This is a genomic window from Enterococcus sp. 6D12_DIV0197 (assembly GCF_002174385.1).
GTDB lineage: Bacteria > Bacillota > Bacilli > Lactobacillales > Enterococcaceae > Enterococcus_D > Enterococcus_D casseliflavus.
This window is the reverse complement of record NZ_NIBN01000001.1, coordinates 556,507-575,183: the sequence shown is the minus strand read 5'-3', so window position 1 is coordinate 575,183 and position 18,677 is coordinate 556,507. Positions and strand designations below refer to the sequence as shown.

Genomic DNA, 18,677 nt, shown 5'->3' with positions numbered 1-18,677 from the left:
TCTCTTTGAAGTATCCGCGGTTACTTTCCTTCTCAACAGATTCATTATTCTTGTTGAAGAGTACTTTACTGGAAAATGAACGCCTTGTCAACAAAAAATCACAATTTTTTCATCTGAGGATTTGCCAAGACTTCCGCAAAGCGTCCTTGCCAGAATGGTTTACGCCTCAATTTTGATAGAGCATGCCTTTTTCTGCTAACTGTTGTTTGGCTTTTTCCAGAGCCGCAGGATCGGTGTAGCGCAACGTATGCAAGTGTACCCCATTGGTTAAATCTGAGAGCAAGCGGGCTTCTGCATGTTTGGTTTTGTTGATGAAATCAGTCACGTCTTGGTCTGTTTGAATCTGCAAATTGCCAGTGATCTCTCCATAGATCTCATGCTCAACGATGACATCGACCACTTCCACACCACAAGCGACAAAGATGCGCAATTCTTCTTCCGTTTGTTCAGGTCGATGCTGCACTGCTAGCTTACTTACATGTCCTGCCTCATCCAACAGCGCTTGCAGACGATAACCGCGAGCCGTAGCCACAATCGCTTCACCAGCTGCTCGCAATAAGGCAATGTCCCCAACGATGATTTGACGGCTGACTCCGAGGGATTCTGCCAGTTTGCTGGCACTGATCGCTTTGTCCGCTTGCTTCAATGCCGCTAAAATGTTTTCTCGACGTGTTCCTCCATCCATACTCATTCCTCCAATTGATTCTCTTGATAGGTTTTTGAGTGGTTCATAATTGATTTAAACATAGCCAAAATCGTTTCTTCATAGGCTTGATTAGAAATCGCCTGCAGAATGTTTTCCAGCACTTTCTCTTCACGATTTTCATCTAATACTGGCAATTGACTGCTTTTCTTCAATTGTACGATTTCGTTGACCGTGCTCATACGTTTTTCCAAAAGATGCGTGAGTTGCCAATCAATGTCATCGATCGCTGCCCGCTGAACAGCCAAGGGATTTTGCTGGTTGTTTTCTTCTTCTAAATCGATCGTCTTGATGACCCGTGCTGGATTTCCCGCCAGCACAACATTGTCTGGGAATGATTTGGTAACGACACTGCCAGCGCCTACCACGACATTGTTGCCTAAGCGGACCCCTGGCAAAATCGTGGCCGCACCACCGATCCATGCGTTGTCGCCAATCACGATCGGTGCCCCTAATTCTAAGCCGCTGTTTCGTTTGACCGGATGTAATGGATGAGTCGCCGTAAACAACCGAACATTGGGTGCCAGCATACAGTTGTCGCCAAAGGTAATTGGACAAACATCTAATAGCACACAATCATAGTTAGCATAGAAGTTTTTGCCGACAGAAATATTGTAGCCATAATCAAAACGGACATTCGGTTCGATATAGATTCGACCAGTCACAGAGCCGAAAGTTTCTTTTAGTAACTGCTCTTTGATTTTTGTATCAGTTTCTTGGTTGATCAGGTTCATTTGTTCACGGGCATATTTTCGATCTGCCACCAATTCTGGATCTGGGGAAAAGTACAATTCGCCAGCAATCATTTTCTCTTTTTCGGTACGTTGTGTCATATCATAAACTCCTTCATTCAATTTTCTGGAAAAACGTTTCGGCTGCTGCGGTCAACATGCCATATTCATTCGGGATCGCCAATGGTTCCTTATTGATGACCAACACCTGCTGGCTGTAATCGACTAGCCCTGCAAAAGGATAGACTTGCAGCGAAGTCCCCACGACCACCGTCAGGTCGGCTTGAGCAACGGCTTGAATGGCTCCTTCAATGGTTTCATCCGTAAATCCTTCCCCGTAAAGCACGATCGCTGGCCGAATCTGACCACCGCACCCTGCATGGTGCCAATCTTGCAAATACGCTTGCCAAGGTACCTGATTGCCGCATTTTCGGCAATAACAGTTGTACAAAGAGCCGTGAAAATCGATTCTTTGGTGACTGCCTGCTTTTTCATGCAAGCCATCGATGTTTTGCGAAACGACCCAGACGGTTTTCTTCGCTTGCAGCTCAGCCATTTTTTGATGAATGATATTAGGCTGTGCTTGAGGATGGTAGAGGTGCTTGACGAACTGATAAAATGTTTCCGGTTCGTTTTCTAAACAGTCATGACTTAACAAATACTCTGGCTGTGCCACTCCTTGATAGACCCCTTTTAAGGAACGGTAATCAGGAATGCCAGATGGGGTCGAAACACCAGCCCCCGTCAAAAAGGTCACGGATGATGCGGCGGTGACCGCTGCGATTGCTTGCTCAATAGATACCTTCATCGTTCTAACTTCCTTTATGGCTTTTCTCTTATTCTAACCGAAAAAGAACCGTTTTTGCGAAAAATCAGCTATTTTCTTTTTTAAAAGCAACTAATGCTTTTTCGTGCGGAATTGCTTATAATAGATGAAATAAATGCAAGGAGAATGGGAAAACCAAATGAAAATTTTGATTATCGAAGACAACAATGAGATCAGCGAAATGTTGGCTACTATTTTAGCAGCTGACTATACTGTCCAGCAAGCCTATTCAGGCACGGAAGGTCTGCTACTTTTTCAGCAAGATGCTTTCGACTTGATTTTGCTAGATCGAATGCTCCCTGGTAAAGATGGGACACAAGTCTTGCAAGAGATTCGCCAAACCTCCAGGGTCCCCGTCATTATCTTGACTGCCTTAGATGAACCAGCCGATGTTTCCACCCTTTTGCTGGCGGGTGCCAATGATTACTTGACCAAACCCTTCAATGTCGAAGAATTAAAAGCCCGTATCATTGTTCAGTTACGCACAAATAAACAAGCCCCTCCTGTTGCCAGCAGCCTCTCGTATAAAAACATTCAACTGTTGCCTGACTCGTTTCAGCTGCAACGAGGAGAAGCAACGGTTCAGTTGAAGAAAAAGGAGTTTGAGATTTTTTCCCTGCTCTTAGCCAACCCCAAAAAAGTTTATACGAAAGAAATGCTCTATGAAGCTGTTTGGCAAGAACCCTATTACGGTGAAGAAAACACGATCAATGTCCATATCAGCCATTTACGCAGCAAAATCAAAACACTCGATCCAGAGGAAGCGTATATCGATACTGTCTGGGGCATCGGCATCAAGCTAGCTTAAAAAGGAGGAACCCCATGCATATACTTCAGTTTTTCGCTGCCTTGATCGTTGCTTTATTGATCGGTTACTGGCTATTTTTACTGTATGATCTGAAAAAGTACCACCAACAATTAGCAAGAATCAGCGAAATCGAAACAAATCAAGAGATCCATTTGCAGACCCGAGTGCCCGTTTTAAAAGCGATCGCCTTGTTAAACAATCAGATACTTAGAAAAAATAAGCAGCAACACTATCAAATGCTGCAAGAAAACCAGCAATTGGAACAAGCCATTCAAAATATCTCTCACGACTTGCGCACACCTTTAACGGTCGCCAGCGGCTACACACAACTGCTGCAAGCCGATACGACCCTCAACAACCAACAGCTGCAGCTGTTGGAAAAAGTCAGCAGTAACCTAGAAAAAGTCGAAAATCATCTGGAACAGTTATTGACCTATCAGCGCCTCAAAGACAATCAACTGGCTTTGACCTTAGAAGAATTCGATCTTTCTCGTTTGCTGGAGGAGGAACTGCTCCAGCTCTATCCTTCTTTTGAGGAAAACCATTTATCACTGACGGTGGCGATCCAACCCAATATCATGATCATTTCAGATAAAAAAAGTTGGCAGCGTATTTTTCAAAATGTCCTTGGTAATCTGCTGGAACATGGCAATGAAACGGGAACGATCCGCTTGAAACAACAAGGAGATCGCATCGTTTTCCAACAGGAAAATCAGCTGAGGACACCGATCCAGCATCCAGAAAAATTGACTCACCGCTTTTATACGGAAGACCTTTCACGGCACAAACAGCAAGCTGGACTTGGTCTGTATATCATCGCGGCATTGACTCATGCATTAGCTGGCGAGATTCAACTGGATACAACCGAAGAGACGTTTCGTTTGACTTTGGCTTGGCAGCAGTCTGCTAAGTCCCATTAAACACTGGCTACACGGACAAAAACGCCCAACAGTCTGACCTTTTGCGGTCGGTCCTGTTGGACGTTTTTCTTTTCTTTATAATTCTTGTCTCTTAAACACCAGATGTGCAGCCAAAAGACAAAGCAACAAACTAATCAGACTCCCAACAAAAATTGGTTGAACCATTTCCCACGTTTTGAAAGTGGTCATAGTCATCATCTCTAATCCGCCTTGGAAATCCAAGTATTCTAAGAATTTCCAGGTTGGCAAAGAAAAACGTGCAATCGCAAAGCCCATCGGAATAAAGATCGTCGCCAACACGCTGACTGCTGTATTTTTGGTCAAATACAACACCAACAAGGCAAAAGATGAGGTAGCCAGTAAGATCAATACAAAGCCAGCGAAATAATACACTAAGTTTTCTAGCTGAGAGATGTCTTCAAAGCCGGTACCGCCAATGATCGTTCCCGCAACAAAGCTCACTAAGCAAATAGCCAAAATTTGCAAGACAAGTACCAACGCATACACCAAGAATTTTCCAAAGAGATAGGCGGGTTTAGAAACACCGACGGTAATGATATTCTTCATCGTCCCTTTCGTGTACTCACTCCCTAAAACTTGCATCACTAACGGCAGTGAATAATACAATAACATGGAAGACAGGCTGGTCTGGATCGCAAGAAAGCCCGTCATTTCGGCAAGGCTGCCTGTGGTTTGCGTACTATCTCCCAGGGTGACTCCCACGTCACCATTTGAAACAACCGCTAAAATCACCAACAATAAAATAATTCCTTCTGTGATCCAAAAACTTTTACTTTTAGATAAACGATACAAATCTGCCCGAATAAAATTCAACATCTTAATTTCCCCCTTCACTTGTCACTAACTCTTTGAAATACGACTCTAGGTTTTCCCCTTCAAAAGAAATCTGGTCGATAGCGATCCCTTCATAAACCAATTGACGGATTAGATCACGAATCAATACATTTTCTTGGTAGATGTGGATCTTGTGGTCACTGACAACTTTATATTCAGAAATCAGTTGACTGTCCAGTAAGCGGCTAGCTGTGGCTACATCATCGACTTCTAATTGAATAAACCGTTTCGCCATCAGATCGAATTCGTGTTTGGTCATCTCTTTGATCAGACGCCCCTCACTAATGACCCCAAAGCGTGTAGCCACTAAGTACAGCTCTTCTAAAATATGGCTGGAGATCAAAATCGTCATGCCGCGTTCTTGATTCAATCGTAAAAGCAGCTCTCGAAATTCAACGATCGCGACAGGATCCAAGCCATTGATCGGTTCATCTAAAATTAGAAAATCTGGCTGATTCAACAAAGCAATCGCTAAGCCCAGTTTTTGTTTCATCCCTAAAGAAAAATCACGGTATTTCTTGTTGCCGACATTGGTCAAACCAACAAACGCCAGTGCTTTACTAACGGCATCAGGTTCCACCACCCCGCTGATTTTGCAATAATAGCTCAAATTTTGTTCAGCCGTCAATTGGTCGTAAGCGACTGGAGTCTCAATCACATTACCGACCCGTCTCAGCATCTGGATGTATGCTTTGCCGCCTTCAACACCAAACAATTGCAGACTGCCACTGGTGGGTTGGATCAACTGCACGATCGCTTTTAGTAAGGTCGTCTTCCCAGCACCATTTCTCCCTACCAATCCATAAATATCTCCTTTGGTGATCGTTAGATCGACATCATGCAGCGCCAGCTGTTTGCCGTAACGCTTGTTTAATCCTTTGATTTTAAGAACATTTTCCATTTCTACTTCCTCCTTGCTTGCTTCTGTGATCATTCTAGCAAGCAGATCTAAATCAGCTATTAACTAATTATTAATTGATTCTTAACTCGTAGTTTTTTGCAAAAAAACAACTTATTTCTATTATACACAGCTGAAAATAGCCCTAGTGAGAAAAATCATCCCTTTTTCAGCAAACCCACCAATAGCAAATGTAGCAGACGATCTTTTCATTACTGCTTTTGCGCTTTGTTTTTTGCCTCACAAAGAAAGAGATTCCTTCATGACAAGGAACAAAAAACGTGGTAAACTAGTCACGAATCAAAGTGAGGTGAAATACATTGGTAGCAGCTATTATTTATTGGGCAATGATCATTATCAGTTTCGGTTGGTTGGCAGTCAGCTTATATTTCTCTATCTTCTATTTAGCACGTAAAGAAAATGGCAATTTATGGGCATTCGGCTTTTTAAATGTCATCACTGCAATCATTCAAGCCATCGTCCTTGTGGTTTACCGTACCTTAGGACAAGATTGGGGCGTTACACAATACTCAAGCCTCATCTATCTAGCACTTGGCTTATTGCTTGGCTTGACAGTCATCCAAGCTGTTTTAGGCCGTGAACCAAAAGCGAAAGTCGCTTAAGGGTTCCAATAGACACTCGTAAAAACGATCCGCTTTCTCTTTGATAAAAATAGGGAAATGGTCGTTTTTTTGTTAAAAAGAATTGACATTTGGGTGCTTTTCTTCTAAACTCTGAGAAGAATCAAATTAAATACGAGTACCCTTTAACATTTAGGTAGAGGTCGCGAGGTTCATTAATCCTGCTGAGTGAAGCAACACGTTTACAGCAGAGCTAGGGAACATCGCCGAAACAAGATCGGTTTTGCTTGCATCGATTTTGTTGGGCCGCAAATGAACAATTTGCGGACTGTCTTAGCTTGTCTAAGTTGCGCTATGTTTTGTGAAAGGTTTGTCGACGATGACCTGTCAACAGCCGTTTTCCAATCATGGAGTACGGCTGTTTTTTTGCTTTTTCATCCTTACCTGCTTGTCCAACTCGTGAAAGGAAAGAGATAAAATGAAAAAAAATAATTGGATCTGGGCGGTCTTCGCCCTCTGTCTAACCCTCATTCAGCTGCCCCTAACCGTGCAAGCGGATGACCAAACGCCTGCGGAACAATTCCGTGTCGGTATGGAGGCAGGCTATGCCCCCTTCAACTGGACGCAAACGACGGACACCAATGGTGCCGTGCCGATTTCTGGGGAAGAAGGCTCTGCGTTTGCCGGCGGTTACGATGTCCAGATCGCCAAACGAATCGCTGAAGGTTTAGGCAAGGAATTAGTGATCGTTAAAACCCAATGGGACGGTCTGCCGCCAGCTTTACAGGCGGGGACTATCGATGCCGTCATCGCTGGTATGTCACCAACGGCCGAACGCCGCGAGCAAATTGATTTTACCGATCCTTACTATGAATCCGACTTGGTGGTCGTAGTACGTAAAGATGGGGCATTCGCCGATGCCAAAAGCCTCGCCGATCTTTCGGGGGCAAAAATCACTGCTCAGCTGAATACCTTCCATTATACGGTCATTGATCAAATCCCTGAGGTCCAAAAAGAACAAGCCATGCGGGACTTCTCCTCCATGCGCGTTGCTTTAGCTTCGGGCATCATTGACGGCTACGTCAGCGAACGACCAGAAGGCGTCACTGCCGTCGGGGCAAATCCTGATCTGAAGATGGTCGAGTTCGATGAAGGGGCTGGTTTTGAAACCAATCCAGAAGACGTCCAAGTAGCAGTCGGGATGCGCAAAGGCGATCCCGATGTTGAAAAAGTCAATGAGATCCTTGCAGGAATCTCTGAAGAAGAACGGGTTTCCCTGATGGATCAAGCAGTCTTAGATCAGCCTGCAGATGCCAGCGGAGAAACGGCGGATCAAGGCCTGATCGCTGATTTCAAAAAAATCATTGATGATTACGGCATGCTCTTTTTACGAGGCGCTGGCTTGACCTTATTCATCGCGATCCTTTCAACGATCATCGGATTGATCATCGGTCTTTTAGTCGGTATCTTTCGGACATTGCCGCTTTCAGAAAATCCAGTAGGACGTTTCTTCCAACGAATCGTCAACGGCCTGCTGACCATCTATATCGAAGTTTTCCGCGGTACCCCAATGATGGTTCAGGCAATGGTTATTTTCTACGGAACGGCTCTAGCCTTTGGTGTCTCCATGAATCGCACGCTGGCAGCCGTGCTGATCGTTTCTATCAATACGGGTGCCTACATGTCTGAAATCGTTCGTGGAGGGATTTTTGCTGTAGATGACGGTCAATTTGAAGCAGCTCAAGCCATCGGAATGACCCATTGGCAAACCATGATCAAAGTCGTGTTGCCGCAAGTAATGCGCAATATTTTACCGGCTACCGGAAATGAGATCATTATCAATATCAAAGATACTGCCGTCTTAAGTGTCATCAGTGTTGCGGACCTCTTCTTCCAAGGTACATCAGCTGCTGGAACGAACTTCCAATACTTCCAAACATTTGCGATCATCGGTGTGATCTACTTAGTCTTGACCATCAGTGCCACCCAGATCTTGCGCTTTGTTGAACGCAAAATGGACGGTCCCAGTGCGTATGTCAAATTAGAAGACATCAACCCGAACGAATAAGGAGGAAGAACATGTCAGCAATCATTGAAATTGACCATTTAAAAAAGAGTTTTGGCGACAACGAAGTCTTAAAAGACATCAGTTTGTCTGTTAATAAAGGAGAAGTTGTCACGATCATCGGTTCTTCTGGTTCAGGAAAATCCACACTTCTTCGCTGCATCAACTTGTTAGAAAAACCAACCAGTGGGCAAATCATCTACTTAGGTGAAAATGTGCTGGAAAAAGGCTACGACTTGCCGAAATACCGTACGCATCTAGGAATGGTTTTCCAATCCTTTAACCTATTCAACAATATGAATGTATTAGAAAACTGCGTGACGGGACAAGTCACTGTTTTGAAACGTGATCGCAAAGAAGCAGAAGTGACTGCCAAAGAAAATCTAGAGCAAGTCGGTATGGCTCAATATGCCAACGCCAAGCCTTCCCAGCTTTCAGGCGGACAAAAACAACGGGTAGCCATTGCCCGTGCCTTATCGATGAATCCAGATGTCATGTTGTTTGATGAGCCGACTTCTGCACTGGATCCAGAAATGGTCGGTGAAGTGTTGAAGACCATGAATACGTTAGCTCATACTGGCTTGACGATGGTGATCGTTACCCACGAAATGGGCTTTGCCAAAGAAGTGTCTGATCGGGTCATCTTTATGGATCAAGGTGTCATTGCCGAACAAGGGACTCCTGAAGATATCTTTATTCATCCAAAAGAACAGCGCACCAAAGAATTCCTTTCCCGTGTGTTGAATTAATTTTCTGTCTTGAAACACTTAGCGGTCTTCTTCCGAGCTTTTTCGTCCTTTTTAAGTACGCTTGGAAGAATTCAATGCTAAGTGTTTTTTTATTCTCTAAACGACAATTGTCAGAATTTATCAAAAAATCACAAAAAACCATTGCTATTTGTTAGAAACTTTGTTATTTTTTTTAAAACTAAGGAATTATAGGAGCTTTCATTTATGGAAAAAAAGTTACAGTTTAAGGATTATATGTATGTTGGATCAATGCTTTTCGGTCTTTTCTTTGGTGCCGGAAATCTAATCTTCCCAGTTCACATGGGACAAGAAGCTGGTGCGAATGTCGGTTTAGCCAACCTTGGCTTTTTAGTAACGGGAATCGGCTTGCCGTTTTTAGGGGTCATTGCTATTGGCGTTTCCCAAAGCAGCGGTGTTTTTGAATTAGCTTCTCGAATCAATCGACGCTACGCACTTATTTTTACGATTTTGCTTTATTTAGTGATCGGGCCGTTCTTTGCTTTGCCCCGTTTGGCTACCACTTCTTATGAGATCGGGATCGCTCCCCATGTTTCATCTGACATGCAAACTTGGTTATTGGCGTTGTTTTCTGCCCTCTTCTTTGGCGCTGCCTGGTGGTTTTCTCGTAAACCAAGCAAAATCTTAGATTATGTAGGGAAATTTTTGAATCCATTATTTCTGGTCTTACTAGGCGTTTTGCTGTTTTTTGCTTTTTGGCAACCTCTAGGAACCATCAGCGATGCGCCGATCTATCCTAGCTATCAAAGCGATGCTTTCTTTACTGGTTTCACCAACGGTTACAATACCCTTGATGCGCTGGCATCTTTAGCCTTCGGGATCATCATCGTCTCGACGATTCGCAATATGGGGGTTGAAAAACCTACGACGGTCGCAAAAGATACGATCCTTTCTGGTTCTGTCAGCATCGTGTTGATGGGGATCATCTATACCTTACTTTCTTATATGGGAACCAAAAGTCTAGGGCAATTTCCTATCAGCGAAAACGGGGGGATCGCTTTAGCACAAATCGCCAACCATTACCTTGGCACTGTCGGCAGTCTGCTGTTAGCTTTGATCGTTATCTCCGCTTGTTTAAAAACTGCCATTGGTTTGATCACGGCTTTTTCCGAAACCTTTGCTGGATTGTTTCCCAAGCAAAGCTACGGGTTCTTTATCGCTTTGACAAGTATCTTGCCAGCGATCTTCGCCAATGTCGGCTTGACCAATATCATCGAGTTTTCTATTCCAGTCTTGATGTTTATCTATCCACTGGCGATCACGTTGATTTTGTTGGCGATTATCAGTCCCTTGTTTCATCATCGTGCCAGTGTCTATCGAATGACGACATACTTCACATTGATCGCTGCAATCATCGACGGTTTAAATGCAAGTCCTGCACTGATTACCAACAACGCTTTCGTGCAAGGAATCTTGTCTTTTGCGTCAGAATATCTGCCCTTCTTCCAAATCGGGATGGGGTGGGTCGTACCGGCTGCGATCGGATTTTTGATCGGTTTGCTATGGTCGTGGTTCAAAAAAGACCCTGTTTCAGCCTAAATTAGTTAAAAAGATGAAAATAACCTACCTTTTTTTAAAGGGTAGGCTATTTTTTTGATTAAAAAGACTGACAGTTTCGTAAAAAAAAGATACAATAGAGCCACAAAGGAGGATACCTATGTTTTATGAAGAACTTATGATGGACCCGCAAACATTAATTAAATTTAAAATATTCCGGCGTATGCTGACTCTGCAAAACCCTAGCCACCCAATCGCACAATTGGCAAAGGAAATGGAGTTAAGCTACCAACAAGCTTTTATAGAGTTGACTGAGATCGACCAAGATCTAACTGAGTTAACTCCGGATCATATGTCGATACTCGGTCGTGGCGGTAAATTACAGCCTCAGAATATCGCGGTAACGATCGATGAATACCGCTTCTATTTATTGAATAAAAGCGTTCCGTTCTTATATGTTCTTTACATGCTGAATGAAGACCATCCTACGATCACGGATTTTTGTGCAAAATACGATGTCAGTCGTTCAACGGTGTCTCGCAAATTTGAACATCTAAAAAAACATTTGAAGCAATTTCAGCTTCGCTTTACGTACACTGAATCAAACTTGGTGGGCGATGAGCGTCTTGTGCGGCTCTCCCTATTCAATATCATTTGGTTAGGTACTCGTGGAATAGAATGGCCATTTGCGATCGCTGAGAGTGAGACAGAAAAAATGGTGGATCGATTCACGGAGTACTTCCCAATGACTCATTCTTATCTTGGCCGATTAGAGTTGAAGTATTTCGCCGCCTTGATTCTTTTACGAATCAAAAAAGGAAATTTTGCCAAATACGACAAGCGGTACAATTTCCTAATGAAAAATAATCCATATTTCGATTTTGAGCGTTTGACACAAGTCGTTGATCCTGAAGTTTCAATGACAGACAAACAATTAAAAGGCGAATCAGGGTTTATTTACTTGATGGCGCAAATCTTCCCATTCTATTTGAGTCCTGAAGAAGAAGCGTTGCAACAAACCTTGCAATTCTTTTCAAGCAAACAAAACCCAGTTTATCCATTAGTCGCAGACTTGTTAGCAGAGATGAAAGCAACCTTCTTTGCTTCACAACCTGGCCTGTTAGATGAGCCATTGGTCGTGGGCAATTTAATCAATGTGACTTTCGGCAACTACGTTTTCCGTCAGCCGTTTCCAAATATCTATCGCTTGCTGACGCCATCGATCAATCGCGGGTCTGCTGAAGAGCAGCTGCAGCAAAAAATCGATGAATTCTTAACGAGTTATCGCGAAGAATCCGCGGTGGACTATATCAACGATGAAAACCAAGAGCAGATGGCAACGATGTATACCCACGCCCTGCTGCCGTTTTATGATCAAATCCGTTATTCGAATCGTTTACGGGTAGGGGTTGCGTTAGAAGACAATTTCTTAGTCGTTCAAGGATTGAATCAATTCTTACATGACTTGACCTTCGTAGCAGCAGAACCTTATGATCTAAACCAGCAAGAAAACTATGATGTCATCGTTAGTTCCAATCAGTTGATGAAAAAACTCAAACCAGAAAAAATGAGTTATATTTGGGATTATGCGGCAGATGATCGGCAATACATTGATTTGTATCGTACCTTGAAAAACCGTTTTGATGAAAAGAACCTTTCTCTGTAATCAAACCGTTACGGTTTCTTAAGAACTTCCGAAAAGATTTGTCACAAAATATTCATATTTATCTCGTATACTCTATGTATACCAACAAACAACCCTAACTAACACTTTTTCATTTTTAACTCCTTCCCGTCGGCCACCCACCGACGGGTCTTTTTTTGCTTCTTTTCGCAGCCAGCAAACTTAAACACTTTCCAATCTTTTCTCCACAAAAAATTCATATTTGAACAGTATAGTATACATAACCCAACAAACAACCCTAACTAACACTTTTCATTTTTACTCCTTGCCTGTCAGCTAACCACTGACAGGCTCCTTTTTTTCTTACGGGGTTTGCCGTATACTAAAGCCAGGAGGTGTCCTATGACAAAAGCCATTACGACAGTTGACCAATACATTGCAGCAGCTCCAGCAGAACGACAAGCGACTTTAAAAAAGGTCCGTCAAACCATCAAAGCCGTTTTACCTGAAGCGTTTGAAAAAATCAGTTATCAAATGCCTACCTATCATCAGGGAGAAACTATCGTGCATTTTGCCTGCGCCAAACAGCATCTTGGCTTTTATCCCACGCCTTCTGCGATCACGGCCTTCCAAGAAGACCTACAACCCTACAAAACCAGTAAAGGGGCGGTTCAGTTTCCTTTTGCACAGCCGATCCCTTACGAACTGATCGCTGTGATGACCGCTTGGCGACTCGCAGAAGTCAAAAACAAGCACGCTTAACCAGCAATAAAAAAACCGCTGTGTCTAATGACGCAGCGGTTTTTTTGCTATGCACAGGCTTGTCTACAAGCCAGGTTTTGTATTCAAGGTGCTAACTTTTAGCACATGATGCAGGGGAATAATCCGCAGCTGCTGGCGGTCGCTTTGTAATTTCAAGACAACTTGTTCTTTTGCTACCGTTTTGCCGACGATCCAGCCGGTAACGGTTTCAAAACCACCCAATTTCTCTGTTTTTACTTGCAGCACGACCAGGTGCTTGGCAGCGGCTGCCTCTTGCAGCGTTCGCTGGATTTCTTTGACTTTTTCAGACTGATTCTTCTTGTCAGCATCATCACTGAAAAAGGTATCCAGCAACGTTGTGGATGTCATCACAATGAGTTTGCCCAATTGTTTGATGGGCGATGGTTTCTTTTCCATTGGACATTCCTTTCTGCGCGTTGCAGCAGTTTATAAAAACCACACATACGTTCGCATTTCCATGGTTCTATTTTAGCAAATTTTTGGTAAAATACAAGCGAACACGCCTTATTTTTCAGAAGAAATAACCTCTAGCCAAAAAGGAATTCCTTCTTGCAGCAGTTGATAGGTCTCTTCGAAATCTCCTGTATAATAAGGATCTGGTACTTCCGCGTTTTCTTTACCAGGAACAACACTCAAATACGAACGAATCTTTGCGTTGGTATCGGCAGGTGCCAGCGCTTGAAGTGTTTCAACATTGCTTTGATCCATACCGATGATCCAGTCAAATTTGGCAAAGTCTGCTTCCGTGATCTGCCGTGAAATGAGTCCCTCGCTCGATAAGTCTGCTTGACGCAATCTTTTTTTGGTTCCGGGATGAGCAGAATGTCCGACTTCCCATGAGCTGGTCGCTGCCGAATCGATCTGCCAATCCAAATTGCGTTTTGCTATTTCTGCTTTATAAATAGCTTCTGCCATGGGGGAACGGCAAATATTACCTAAACAAACAAATAAAACTTTCGTCATCGCTCACTGCTCCTCTTTTTCATAGATTTGGTGGCCAAAAAATTCCACATCCTTCGCCAAACGAAACAATTGCGTTGCAATCTCTAAAGGGGTCTCTGGAAAGTCGTTGTGAATCCAATTTTCCAAAATGCCTCCGCAGCCGTAGGAAAAGAACCGGCTATAAAATAGAATGTCTTGTTTCGTCAATTGCTGCTCTTGATCGACCTCCAAGAACAAGCGCTGAAAAAGCGGTTCTGTGATCTGTAGAAATCCGTTCATTAAGATTTCGCGGTCATAAGCCAGTGATTTTCGGTAAAAGGCCGGCGCTTGTTTCATTGCTTTCAGCATGCGCAAGGCGGCTTCTTCCCAGTTATCAAGGGAGACATCTTCTGTCGTCAAAAAAATCAGGGCATCTTGCCGATAGATCCATTGGATCAAAGCTTTTTTATCAGGAAAATGGTAGTAAAACGTCTGCCGATTGACTTGCGCCTTTTCGGCGATCTCCTGTACGCTGATTTTATTCACTTCTTTGGTCTCACAAAGGGTAATCAATGTCTGGCCAATCACAGCCTTCGTTTGTTTCCCATCCATCATAGGGCACCTCTTTTTCTTCTCTTTCTATCATACCAAATTTTCCTGCAAAAAAAAATCCTATCAAATGGTCCTTTTTCACAGACCTTCCCCGAAACCTTCATCAGAGCAATAGATTCCTGGGCGCTTTTTAAATAGGACAGGTTTCTACAAAAAACGCCTGCCTCCATTTGAGGCAGACGTTGCTTTCGATAGTTAAACGGCAGGTTGCTCATTGTGCCATTTTGGTTTGAAACTGTTCTCTTCGAATCACACTGACTTTTTCAGTGAAATTGGCCCAGTCGATGGGTCTAGGTGGTGCCAGCCATAAGATATGGTCGATCCCCAATGCACCATAAAAGGGTAAGTTTGAAAGAATCAGATGCGTATGATCATCTGGGTAACTTTGGAATTGGACATTCAAATCGAGGATTTTTTCGATATTCTTTTGGATCATCTGATTGTAGGAATCGCCAAATGAAAAGTCCACGCAGACATACAAGGGAACCAAAATCTCTTTTAGCGGAATCGTGGAAATCAACAGAATCAGATACCTGAAAAACAAAAACTCTTTATTGTTCCATAAGATCGGCCGGTTGCGGCTTTCTTCCAGATAGTTACGGCAAAAGGCAGCATATTCTGGATAGGTTTCAAGAAAATACGTCACATCCATATATTGGTATTCATAGCGAGAACTAAAGGAAAACGACAAAAGCTGATAATGGATCGTTGTCGTTTCAGCATGAAGAAGTGCCAACGTATCTGCGGTTAAGGAAAACTGCTGTTGGACGGCTTGAATAAAATGCTCGTTTAATTGTTGGATATAGGTTTGTTCTTGATCGATGTAGCTATTGTTGTCGATCAGCCAGCCCTCAACGATCAAAAAGCGCAAAATATCTCGAGCTTCACGCTCTAGCACTTCTTGATCGGTGATCGTCAAAATCTCCTGCAGCCAGCGTTTCAATTCCTCAATGATCACGAGATGTTTGGGCAAGACTAAATCATTTTCCACGCTGTTTTGCAGGTAATGACCATTCGTCATCCGTGCCAAAACGATTCCTAGATAATGTTTCTTGCGAATCCGCATGCGAGCAGACTGTTCTGGTTTAAGCCAGGTGCTTTCATTAAAACGATCAAAGGTCTTTTCTTTCTCCAAGATTTCTTTTGGAAAAGGGGAATGATTCAGATAGTATTCCTTCATAAAAAAGAGGAAAATAAATTCCCTGATCTCACTTTCCTCCCCAACCAGCTGAAATTCTTTCGTCACTTCAATATCATATTCTTTCAAGATCAGTTTGAACTGTTTAAATTCTTTATAGACGGGATTATGGCTTAAATAGTGATTGGTGGCAAATTCGTATAAAGAAGACAATTGCTCAAAAAAACATTCTTTCAACATGGAAAATTTCAACGCTTGATCCAAATAATAGGTCAGCAGTGTATCGGAAGTTGCCAGACCCGAGGCATTCAGTTTAATGACCGTCCCATCGGTCACGATCTCAAATTCCTCGTTCAATCCGAGTTCATAAAAATCAAGATTCAATTCTTGAACGGTTTTGTTGATCAAAAATTCCGACATGGTCAATTGATCCATCAATGTTTCCTTCGTTTCCGAAAGAGCGACTGCGTTTTCCAAATATTGCAGCATCACCAGTTTTCGTTTGTCCGCCTTATTCAAAAATGTCACAAACATGCGTTTTCAAGCCTCCATTGTTTTTTTGGCCATAAAGGACGTTTCCTGAAAATAAGTAGCACAAGCTGGCAAGATAAGAAGGCTTATCATCGCCATCACCATCTGTATTATTTCCTGGCAGTGCTAGATCGACGTTCAAACGATCCGGCGCAAAGACATCCTCCAGCATGACTCGTTGGGCAAAATGTTTTTGCTTTTCCAAAAAACTGCTTTCTGACAGTGAGGATCGCTCCGGCTCTTTTTTCGGAACGGTTTCTGGTTCAGGCGCGGGTTGTTCTTTGGATTCTTCCATTTCAGTTGGCGGTTCCTCCACTTTTTCTGGTATTTCTTCTGGTGGGTCCGTGGGGACGATTTCTTCTGAGGGGTCCAGCGGATTATAAATGGTCGCAAAAACGACTTGTTCTGTAACAAGATCGATCATTCCGATAATCATGCACGCACCAATGACAAAGCCAAATCTGCGTTTCATTTTATTCACCCTCCTTATCATCAGCGCATCTTCTGATGATGTTTCTACGACGCTGAACGGTCCAACAACTTATGGGCGCCCAGCAGACATCCACTAATTATAAATAAAATAACAAATAAAAGAAACCAATTTTTCATTGATTGTTGTTTCCATACCGTTTCTTGTTTTTCAACCATCACTTTTTCTGCTTTCGGCGTGCTGATTGTCGCCGCTGGTTTTTGTGGGTGATCGGCAGTTGCCTGCTCAACAGGAATTGCTGTCAGCACGTACCGTTCTTCTGTTCGAGTAGGCGTAGGGCAAGTGATCAAGGTCAATTTTGGTGTCTGTTCTTCCTCTAGCACCGACAAGTCCGACTCGTCTACGATTTTTTTATCCGTGATGATATACTGTTGGCTCTCCTCGAGATAGGTCACTGATACTTCCATCCCCACCTGTGCTTCTAGCAACTGACCAAATAACAAACTTTGTCTGCCAAGATGATGCCCTAAAACGACAAAATTGCTATTTTTCAACGAACGTTCGGGAAACATCACGACGCCGCCTCTCAGCAGCTGTTGATTCGTTAGTCCCACCAACAGCGGCTGCTGGAAATCGATCGCCTCGATTGCGACAAAGCCGTACCCAGTGATCGTTGTCGGCTGAGGCGCCAATACATCTGACAGAGCTGGCATTTGGATCGTTTCTTCTTCTGGGATCGTTGCCGGCAGCTGCGTGGCTATCGTCAATTGCGTGGTGCGTAATTGCCAACTGACGATGCTTTCTTTGAGAAAAGGCAGTGCCAGCAAAAGAATACCTACGATGATCAACCCATCGATCAAGTATTTCTCAAGGTGCTCACGCTTCATCCGTTTCATTTTTTTTCTTTCGTCGGTACCATAAAAGCAGCAGCAAGGCGAGTAGTAGCAACAGTCCGCCGATCAAGAAATAAAGCCATGTGTAATCTGTTTCGATCGTCACATCTTTCTTATTAAGATCACGTGCGACCTCTCCCGTCACTGTAAATTCTTTTTCAAAGGTCCATTTATAGAGATAGCTTTCTTCTTCGCCTTCTTCATTTTCAATTTTGTATTGCCCTTCATCGCTTTTTCCACCATAGGCAACGGAAGTCAACACGTAGGTCCCTGCTTCTAAACGTTGTCCTTCTAAAGAGATTGGGTACGAGAAGTTGGAATTAGGTGCCATTTGCATTCGTGAGGTATCCGAAGAATACAAGACGTCGCTATCACCTTTTTTCTTCACTTCATTGATCAGGCGTAATGAATTCAAGTAAGCTGCTTCAGGATTTTGAAGGGTGACATTGATAGTATTTCGGGCGTTGACTTGACCTGGTCCAACATCCAGCAGTTTTAGATCCGGTGAAACTTCTGTTGTGTTTTGTCGCAGTAAAATCGCAACGACATAGGCATACTCATTCTTGATAGCTAACCCTTGCTCTTCTTCACTGTCAGCAGTATCGTTTTCCTCTGTCGTCTCTTTTAAGGTCAATCCGCCTGCGATGACCCCTTCAAAGGATTCTGAAGGCATGGTGATCTTTAAGGGTAAGGTGATTTGGGATTGTTTGGGGATCGTGATCTCTTCATCCACTTCAATCAAATCAGCCATATCATAAGGCAAGGTTTCGTCCGCTTCGATGTCGTTTTCGCCATATTCCACGACTCCGTTTAAGTTTGTGGTAGCTGAAGCGATCACTGGTGCGATGACGACCTCTTGATCGGTGTCATTACGCAATTGGACTTCAACGGTTTGTACCGCACCCGGCGCCATTTTCAAGTCAAAATAAGTTTTTTCTTTATCGATTTGATTTTCTGGAATTACGGGATTGACGGCAAAGTTAAATTCAGAAGCGGTTCCTATCGTTGGTACAAAAAAGAAAATACTTGCGAATAGGAGCGCCAAAAGCTGGTTGATTTTTTTCATGATGGATGTCCCTTCTTTCTATGTATTC

20 protein-coding genes, 1 riboswitch and 1 other annotated feature (1 of these 22 running past the window's edge) are annotated in these 18,677 nt (G+C 43.3%); of the genes, 8 read left to right on the top strand and 12 right to left on the bottom strand.

The genetic code is table 11. The features are described 5' to 3' along the window. Positions 1–45 (bottom strand) — a binding site (T-box leader) (it extends 194 nt beyond the left edge of the window). A 121-nt stretch (positions 46–166) separates the two neighbouring features. The 3 genes from A5867_RS02810 to A5867_RS02800 are packed head-to-tail and all read right to left on the bottom strand — an operon-like array spanning position 167 to position 2,242. Then, complete coding sequence (locus A5867_RS02810; protein WP_005227206.1) at positions 167–691, bottom strand: transcription repressor NadR; 525 nt, start codon at positions 689–691, stop codon at positions 167–169. Further along, positions 688–1,536: a chorismate mutase gene (locus A5867_RS02805; protein ID WP_087626814.1), complete on the bottom strand. Its 849-nt coding sequence runs from the start codon at positions 1,534–1,536 to the stop codon at positions 688–690. The genes A5867_RS02810 and A5867_RS02805 overlap by 4 nt, the downstream gene beginning before the upstream one ends. Positions 1,537–1,549: 13 nt before the next feature. Next, positions 1,550–2,242 (bottom strand): NAD-dependent protein deacylase, encoded by a 693-nt coding sequence (locus tag A5867_RS02800; protein WP_015508851.1) that lies wholly within the window; start codon positions 2,240–2,242, stop codon positions 1,550–1,552. A 157-nt stretch (positions 2,243–2,399) separates the two neighbouring features. On the opposite strand from A5867_RS02800, the gene A5867_RS02795 reads away from it, so the two are divergent. Both A5867_RS02795 and A5867_RS02790 read left to right on the top strand, forming a co-directional pair. Further along, complete coding sequence (locus tag A5867_RS02795; protein WP_087628153.1) at positions 2,400–3,068, top strand: response regulator transcription factor; 669 nt, start codon at positions 2,400–2,402, stop codon at positions 3,066–3,068. A gap of 14 nt (positions 3,069–3,082) precedes the next feature. Continuing rightward, positions 3,083–3,988: a HAMP domain-containing sensor histidine kinase gene (locus A5867_RS02790; protein ID WP_087626813.1), complete on the top strand. Its 906-nt coding sequence runs from the start codon at positions 3,083–3,085 to the stop codon at positions 3,986–3,988. Positions 3,989–4,063: 75 nt separating this feature from the next. On the opposite strand, the gene A5867_RS02785 is transcribed toward A5867_RS02790, so the two are convergent. Further along, positions 4,064–4,825, bottom strand: a complete 762-nt coding sequence (locus A5867_RS02785) for an ABC transporter permease (RefSeq protein WP_170927487.1) — start codon at positions 4,823–4,825, stop codon at positions 4,064–4,066. Position 4,826: 1 nt separating this feature from the next. Next, positions 4,827–5,744 carry an ABC transporter ATP-binding protein gene (locus A5867_RS02780; RefSeq protein WP_087626811.1) on the bottom strand — a complete coding sequence of 306 codons (918 nt, stop codon included), beginning with the start codon at positions 5,742–5,744 and terminating at the stop codon, positions 4,827–4,829. Between the two features lie 317 nt (positions 5,745–6,061). On the opposite strand from A5867_RS02780, the gene A5867_RS02775 reads away from it, so the two are divergent. The 6 genes from A5867_RS02775 to A5867_RS02745 all read left to right on the top strand — a co-directional run bounded on the left by A5867_RS02775 (position 6,062) and on the right by A5867_RS02745 (position 13,037). Beyond that, positions 6,062–6,364 (top strand): hypothetical protein, encoded by a 303-nt coding sequence (locus A5867_RS02775; RefSeq protein ID WP_005227198.1) that lies wholly within the window; start codon positions 6,062–6,064, stop codon positions 6,362–6,364. Positions 6,365–6,511: 147 nt separating this feature from the next. Further along, positions 6,512–6,685, top strand: a riboswitch (Lysine riboswitch). Positions 6,686–6,800: 115 nt separating this feature from the next. Next, positions 6,801–8,390, top strand: a complete 1,590-nt coding sequence (locus A5867_RS02765; protein ID WP_087626810.1) for an ABC transporter permease subunit — start codon at positions 6,801–6,803, stop codon at positions 8,388–8,390. Positions 8,391–8,401: 11 nt separating this feature from the next. Then, positions 8,402–9,136, top strand: coding sequence for an amino acid ABC transporter ATP-binding protein (locus A5867_RS02760; RefSeq protein WP_087626809.1), 735 nt, complete (start codon positions 8,402–8,404; stop codon positions 9,134–9,136). A gap of 204 nt (positions 9,137–9,340) precedes the next feature. Beyond that, a complete protein-coding gene (gene brnQ / locus A5867_RS02755) occupies positions 9,341–10,693 on the top strand; it encodes a branched-chain amino acid transport system II carrier protein (RefSeq protein WP_086338985.1) in 1,353 nt (450 codons plus the stop codon). Positions 10,694–10,811: 118 nt separating this feature from the next. After that, positions 10,812–12,317, top strand: a complete 1,506-nt coding sequence (locus tag A5867_RS02750) for a helix-turn-helix domain-containing protein (protein WP_005227194.1) — start codon at positions 10,812–10,814, stop codon at positions 12,315–12,317. Positions 12,318–12,677: 360 nt separating this feature from the next. Continuing rightward, positions 12,678–13,037, top strand: a complete 360-nt coding sequence (locus A5867_RS02745) for a DUF1801 domain-containing protein (RefSeq protein ID WP_087626808.1) — start codon at positions 12,678–12,680, stop codon at positions 13,035–13,037. Positions 13,038–13,100: 63 nt separating this feature from the next. Here A5867_RS02745 and A5867_RS02740 read toward each other — a convergent pair whose 3' ends face one another. The 7 genes from A5867_RS02740 to A5867_RS02705 all read right to left on the bottom strand — a co-directional run bounded on the left by A5867_RS02740 (position 13,101) and on the right by A5867_RS02705 (position 18,649). Continuing rightward, positions 13,101–13,454: a hypothetical protein gene (locus tag A5867_RS02740; RefSeq protein ID WP_005227192.1), complete on the bottom strand. Its 354-nt coding sequence runs from the start codon at positions 13,452–13,454 to the stop codon at positions 13,101–13,103. Positions 13,455–13,562: 108 nt separating this feature from the next. Continuing rightward, on the bottom strand, positions 13,563–14,021 hold the full coding sequence (locus tag A5867_RS02735; RefSeq protein WP_005227191.1) for a low molecular weight protein-tyrosine-phosphatase: 459 nt from the start codon (positions 14,019–14,021) through the stop codon (positions 13,563–13,565). Between the two features lie 3 nt (positions 14,022–14,024). Further along, positions 14,025–14,594, bottom strand: a complete 570-nt coding sequence (locus tag A5867_RS02730; protein WP_005227190.1) for a TetR/AcrR family transcriptional regulator — start codon at positions 14,592–14,594, stop codon at positions 14,025–14,027. A gap of 208 nt (positions 14,595–14,802) precedes the next feature. Further along, positions 14,803–16,263 (bottom strand): helix-turn-helix domain-containing protein, encoded by a 1,461-nt coding sequence (locus A5867_RS02720; protein WP_010748665.1) that lies wholly within the window; start codon positions 16,261–16,263, stop codon positions 14,803–14,805. After that, positions 16,241–16,732, bottom strand: a complete 492-nt coding sequence (locus A5867_RS02715) for a hypothetical protein (RefSeq protein ID WP_015508844.1) — start codon at positions 16,730–16,732, stop codon at positions 16,241–16,243. Before A5867_RS02715 ends, A5867_RS02720 begins: the two co-directional genes overlap by 23 nt. A gap of 44 nt (positions 16,733–16,776) precedes the next feature. Continuing rightward, a complete protein-coding gene (locus A5867_RS02710) occupies positions 16,777–17,577 on the bottom strand; it encodes a class A sortase (protein WP_087628152.1) in 801 nt (266 codons plus the stop codon). Then, on the bottom strand, positions 17,567–18,649 hold the full coding sequence (locus tag A5867_RS02705) for a DUF916 and DUF3324 domain-containing protein (protein WP_087626807.1): 1,083 nt from the start codon (positions 18,647–18,649) through the stop codon (positions 17,567–17,569). Before A5867_RS02705 ends, A5867_RS02710 begins: the two co-directional genes overlap by 11 nt. Between the last annotated feature and the right edge of the window lie 28 nt (positions 18,650–18,677).

Coding starts and splice junctions, on each gene's coding strand:
- A5867_RS02710 (WP_087628152.1), bottom strand. CDS start 17,577: ATGAAGCGTGAGCACCTTGAGAAATACTTGATCGATGGGTTGATCATC.
- A5867_RS02740 (WP_005227192.1), bottom strand. CDS start 13,454: ATGGAAAAGAAACCATCGCCCATCAAACAATTGGGCAAACTCATTGTG.
- A5867_RS02765 (WP_087626810.1), top strand. CDS start 6,801: ATGAAAAAAAATAATTGGATCTGGGCGGTCTTCGCCCTCTGTCTAACC.
- A5867_RS02805 (WP_087626814.1), bottom strand. CDS start 1,536: ATGACACAACGTACCGAAAAAGAGAAAATGATTGCTGGCGAATTGTAC.
- A5867_RS02745 (WP_087626808.1), top strand. CDS start 12,678: ATGACAAAAGCCATTACGACAGTTGACCAATACATTGCAGCAGCTCCA.
- A5867_RS02730 (WP_005227190.1), bottom strand. CDS start 14,594: ATGATGGATGGGAAACAAACGAAGGCTGTGATTGGCCAGACATTGATT.
- A5867_RS02760 (WP_087626809.1), top strand. CDS start 8,402: ATGTCAGCAATCATTGAAATTGACCATTTAAAAAAGAGTTTTGGCGAC.
- A5867_RS02720 (WP_010748665.1), bottom strand. CDS start 16,263: ATGTTTGTGACATTTTTGAATAAGGCGGACAAACGAAAACTGGTGATG.
- A5867_RS02715 (WP_015508844.1), bottom strand. CDS start 16,732: ATGAAACGCAGATTTGGCTTTGTCATTGGTGCGTGCATGATTATCGGA.
- A5867_RS02795 (WP_087628153.1), top strand. CDS start 2,400: ATGAAAATTTTGATTATCGAAGACAACAATGAGATCAGCGAAATGTTG.
- brnQ (WP_086338985.1), top strand. CDS start 9,341: ATGGAAAAAAAGTTACAGTTTAAGGATTATATGTATGTTGGATCAATG.
- A5867_RS02790 (WP_087626813.1), top strand. CDS start 3,083: ATGCATATACTTCAGTTTTTCGCTGCCTTGATCGTTGCTTTATTGATC.
- A5867_RS02735 (WP_005227191.1), bottom strand. CDS start 14,021: ATGACGAAAGTTTTATTTGTTTGTTTAGGTAATATTTGCCGTTCCCCC.
- A5867_RS02800 (WP_015508851.1), bottom strand. CDS start 2,242: ATGAAGGTATCTATTGAGCAAGCAATCGCAGCGGTCACCGCCGCATCA.
- A5867_RS02785 (WP_170927487.1), bottom strand. CDS start 4,825: ATGTTGAATTTTATTCGGGCAGATTTGTATCGTTTATCTAAAAGTAAA.
- A5867_RS02750 (WP_005227194.1), top strand. CDS start 10,812: ATGTTTTATGAAGAACTTATGATGGACCCGCAAACATTAATTAAATTT.
- A5867_RS02705 (WP_087626807.1), bottom strand. CDS start 18,649: ATGAAAAAAATCAACCAGCTTTTGGCGCTCCTATTCGCAAGTATTTTC.
- A5867_RS02780 (WP_087626811.1), bottom strand. CDS start 5,744: ATGGAAAATGTTCTTAAAATCAAAGGATTAAACAAGCGTTACGGCAAA.
- A5867_RS02810 (WP_005227206.1), bottom strand. CDS start 691: ATGAGTATGGATGGAGGAACACGTCGAGAAAACATTTTAGCGGCATTG.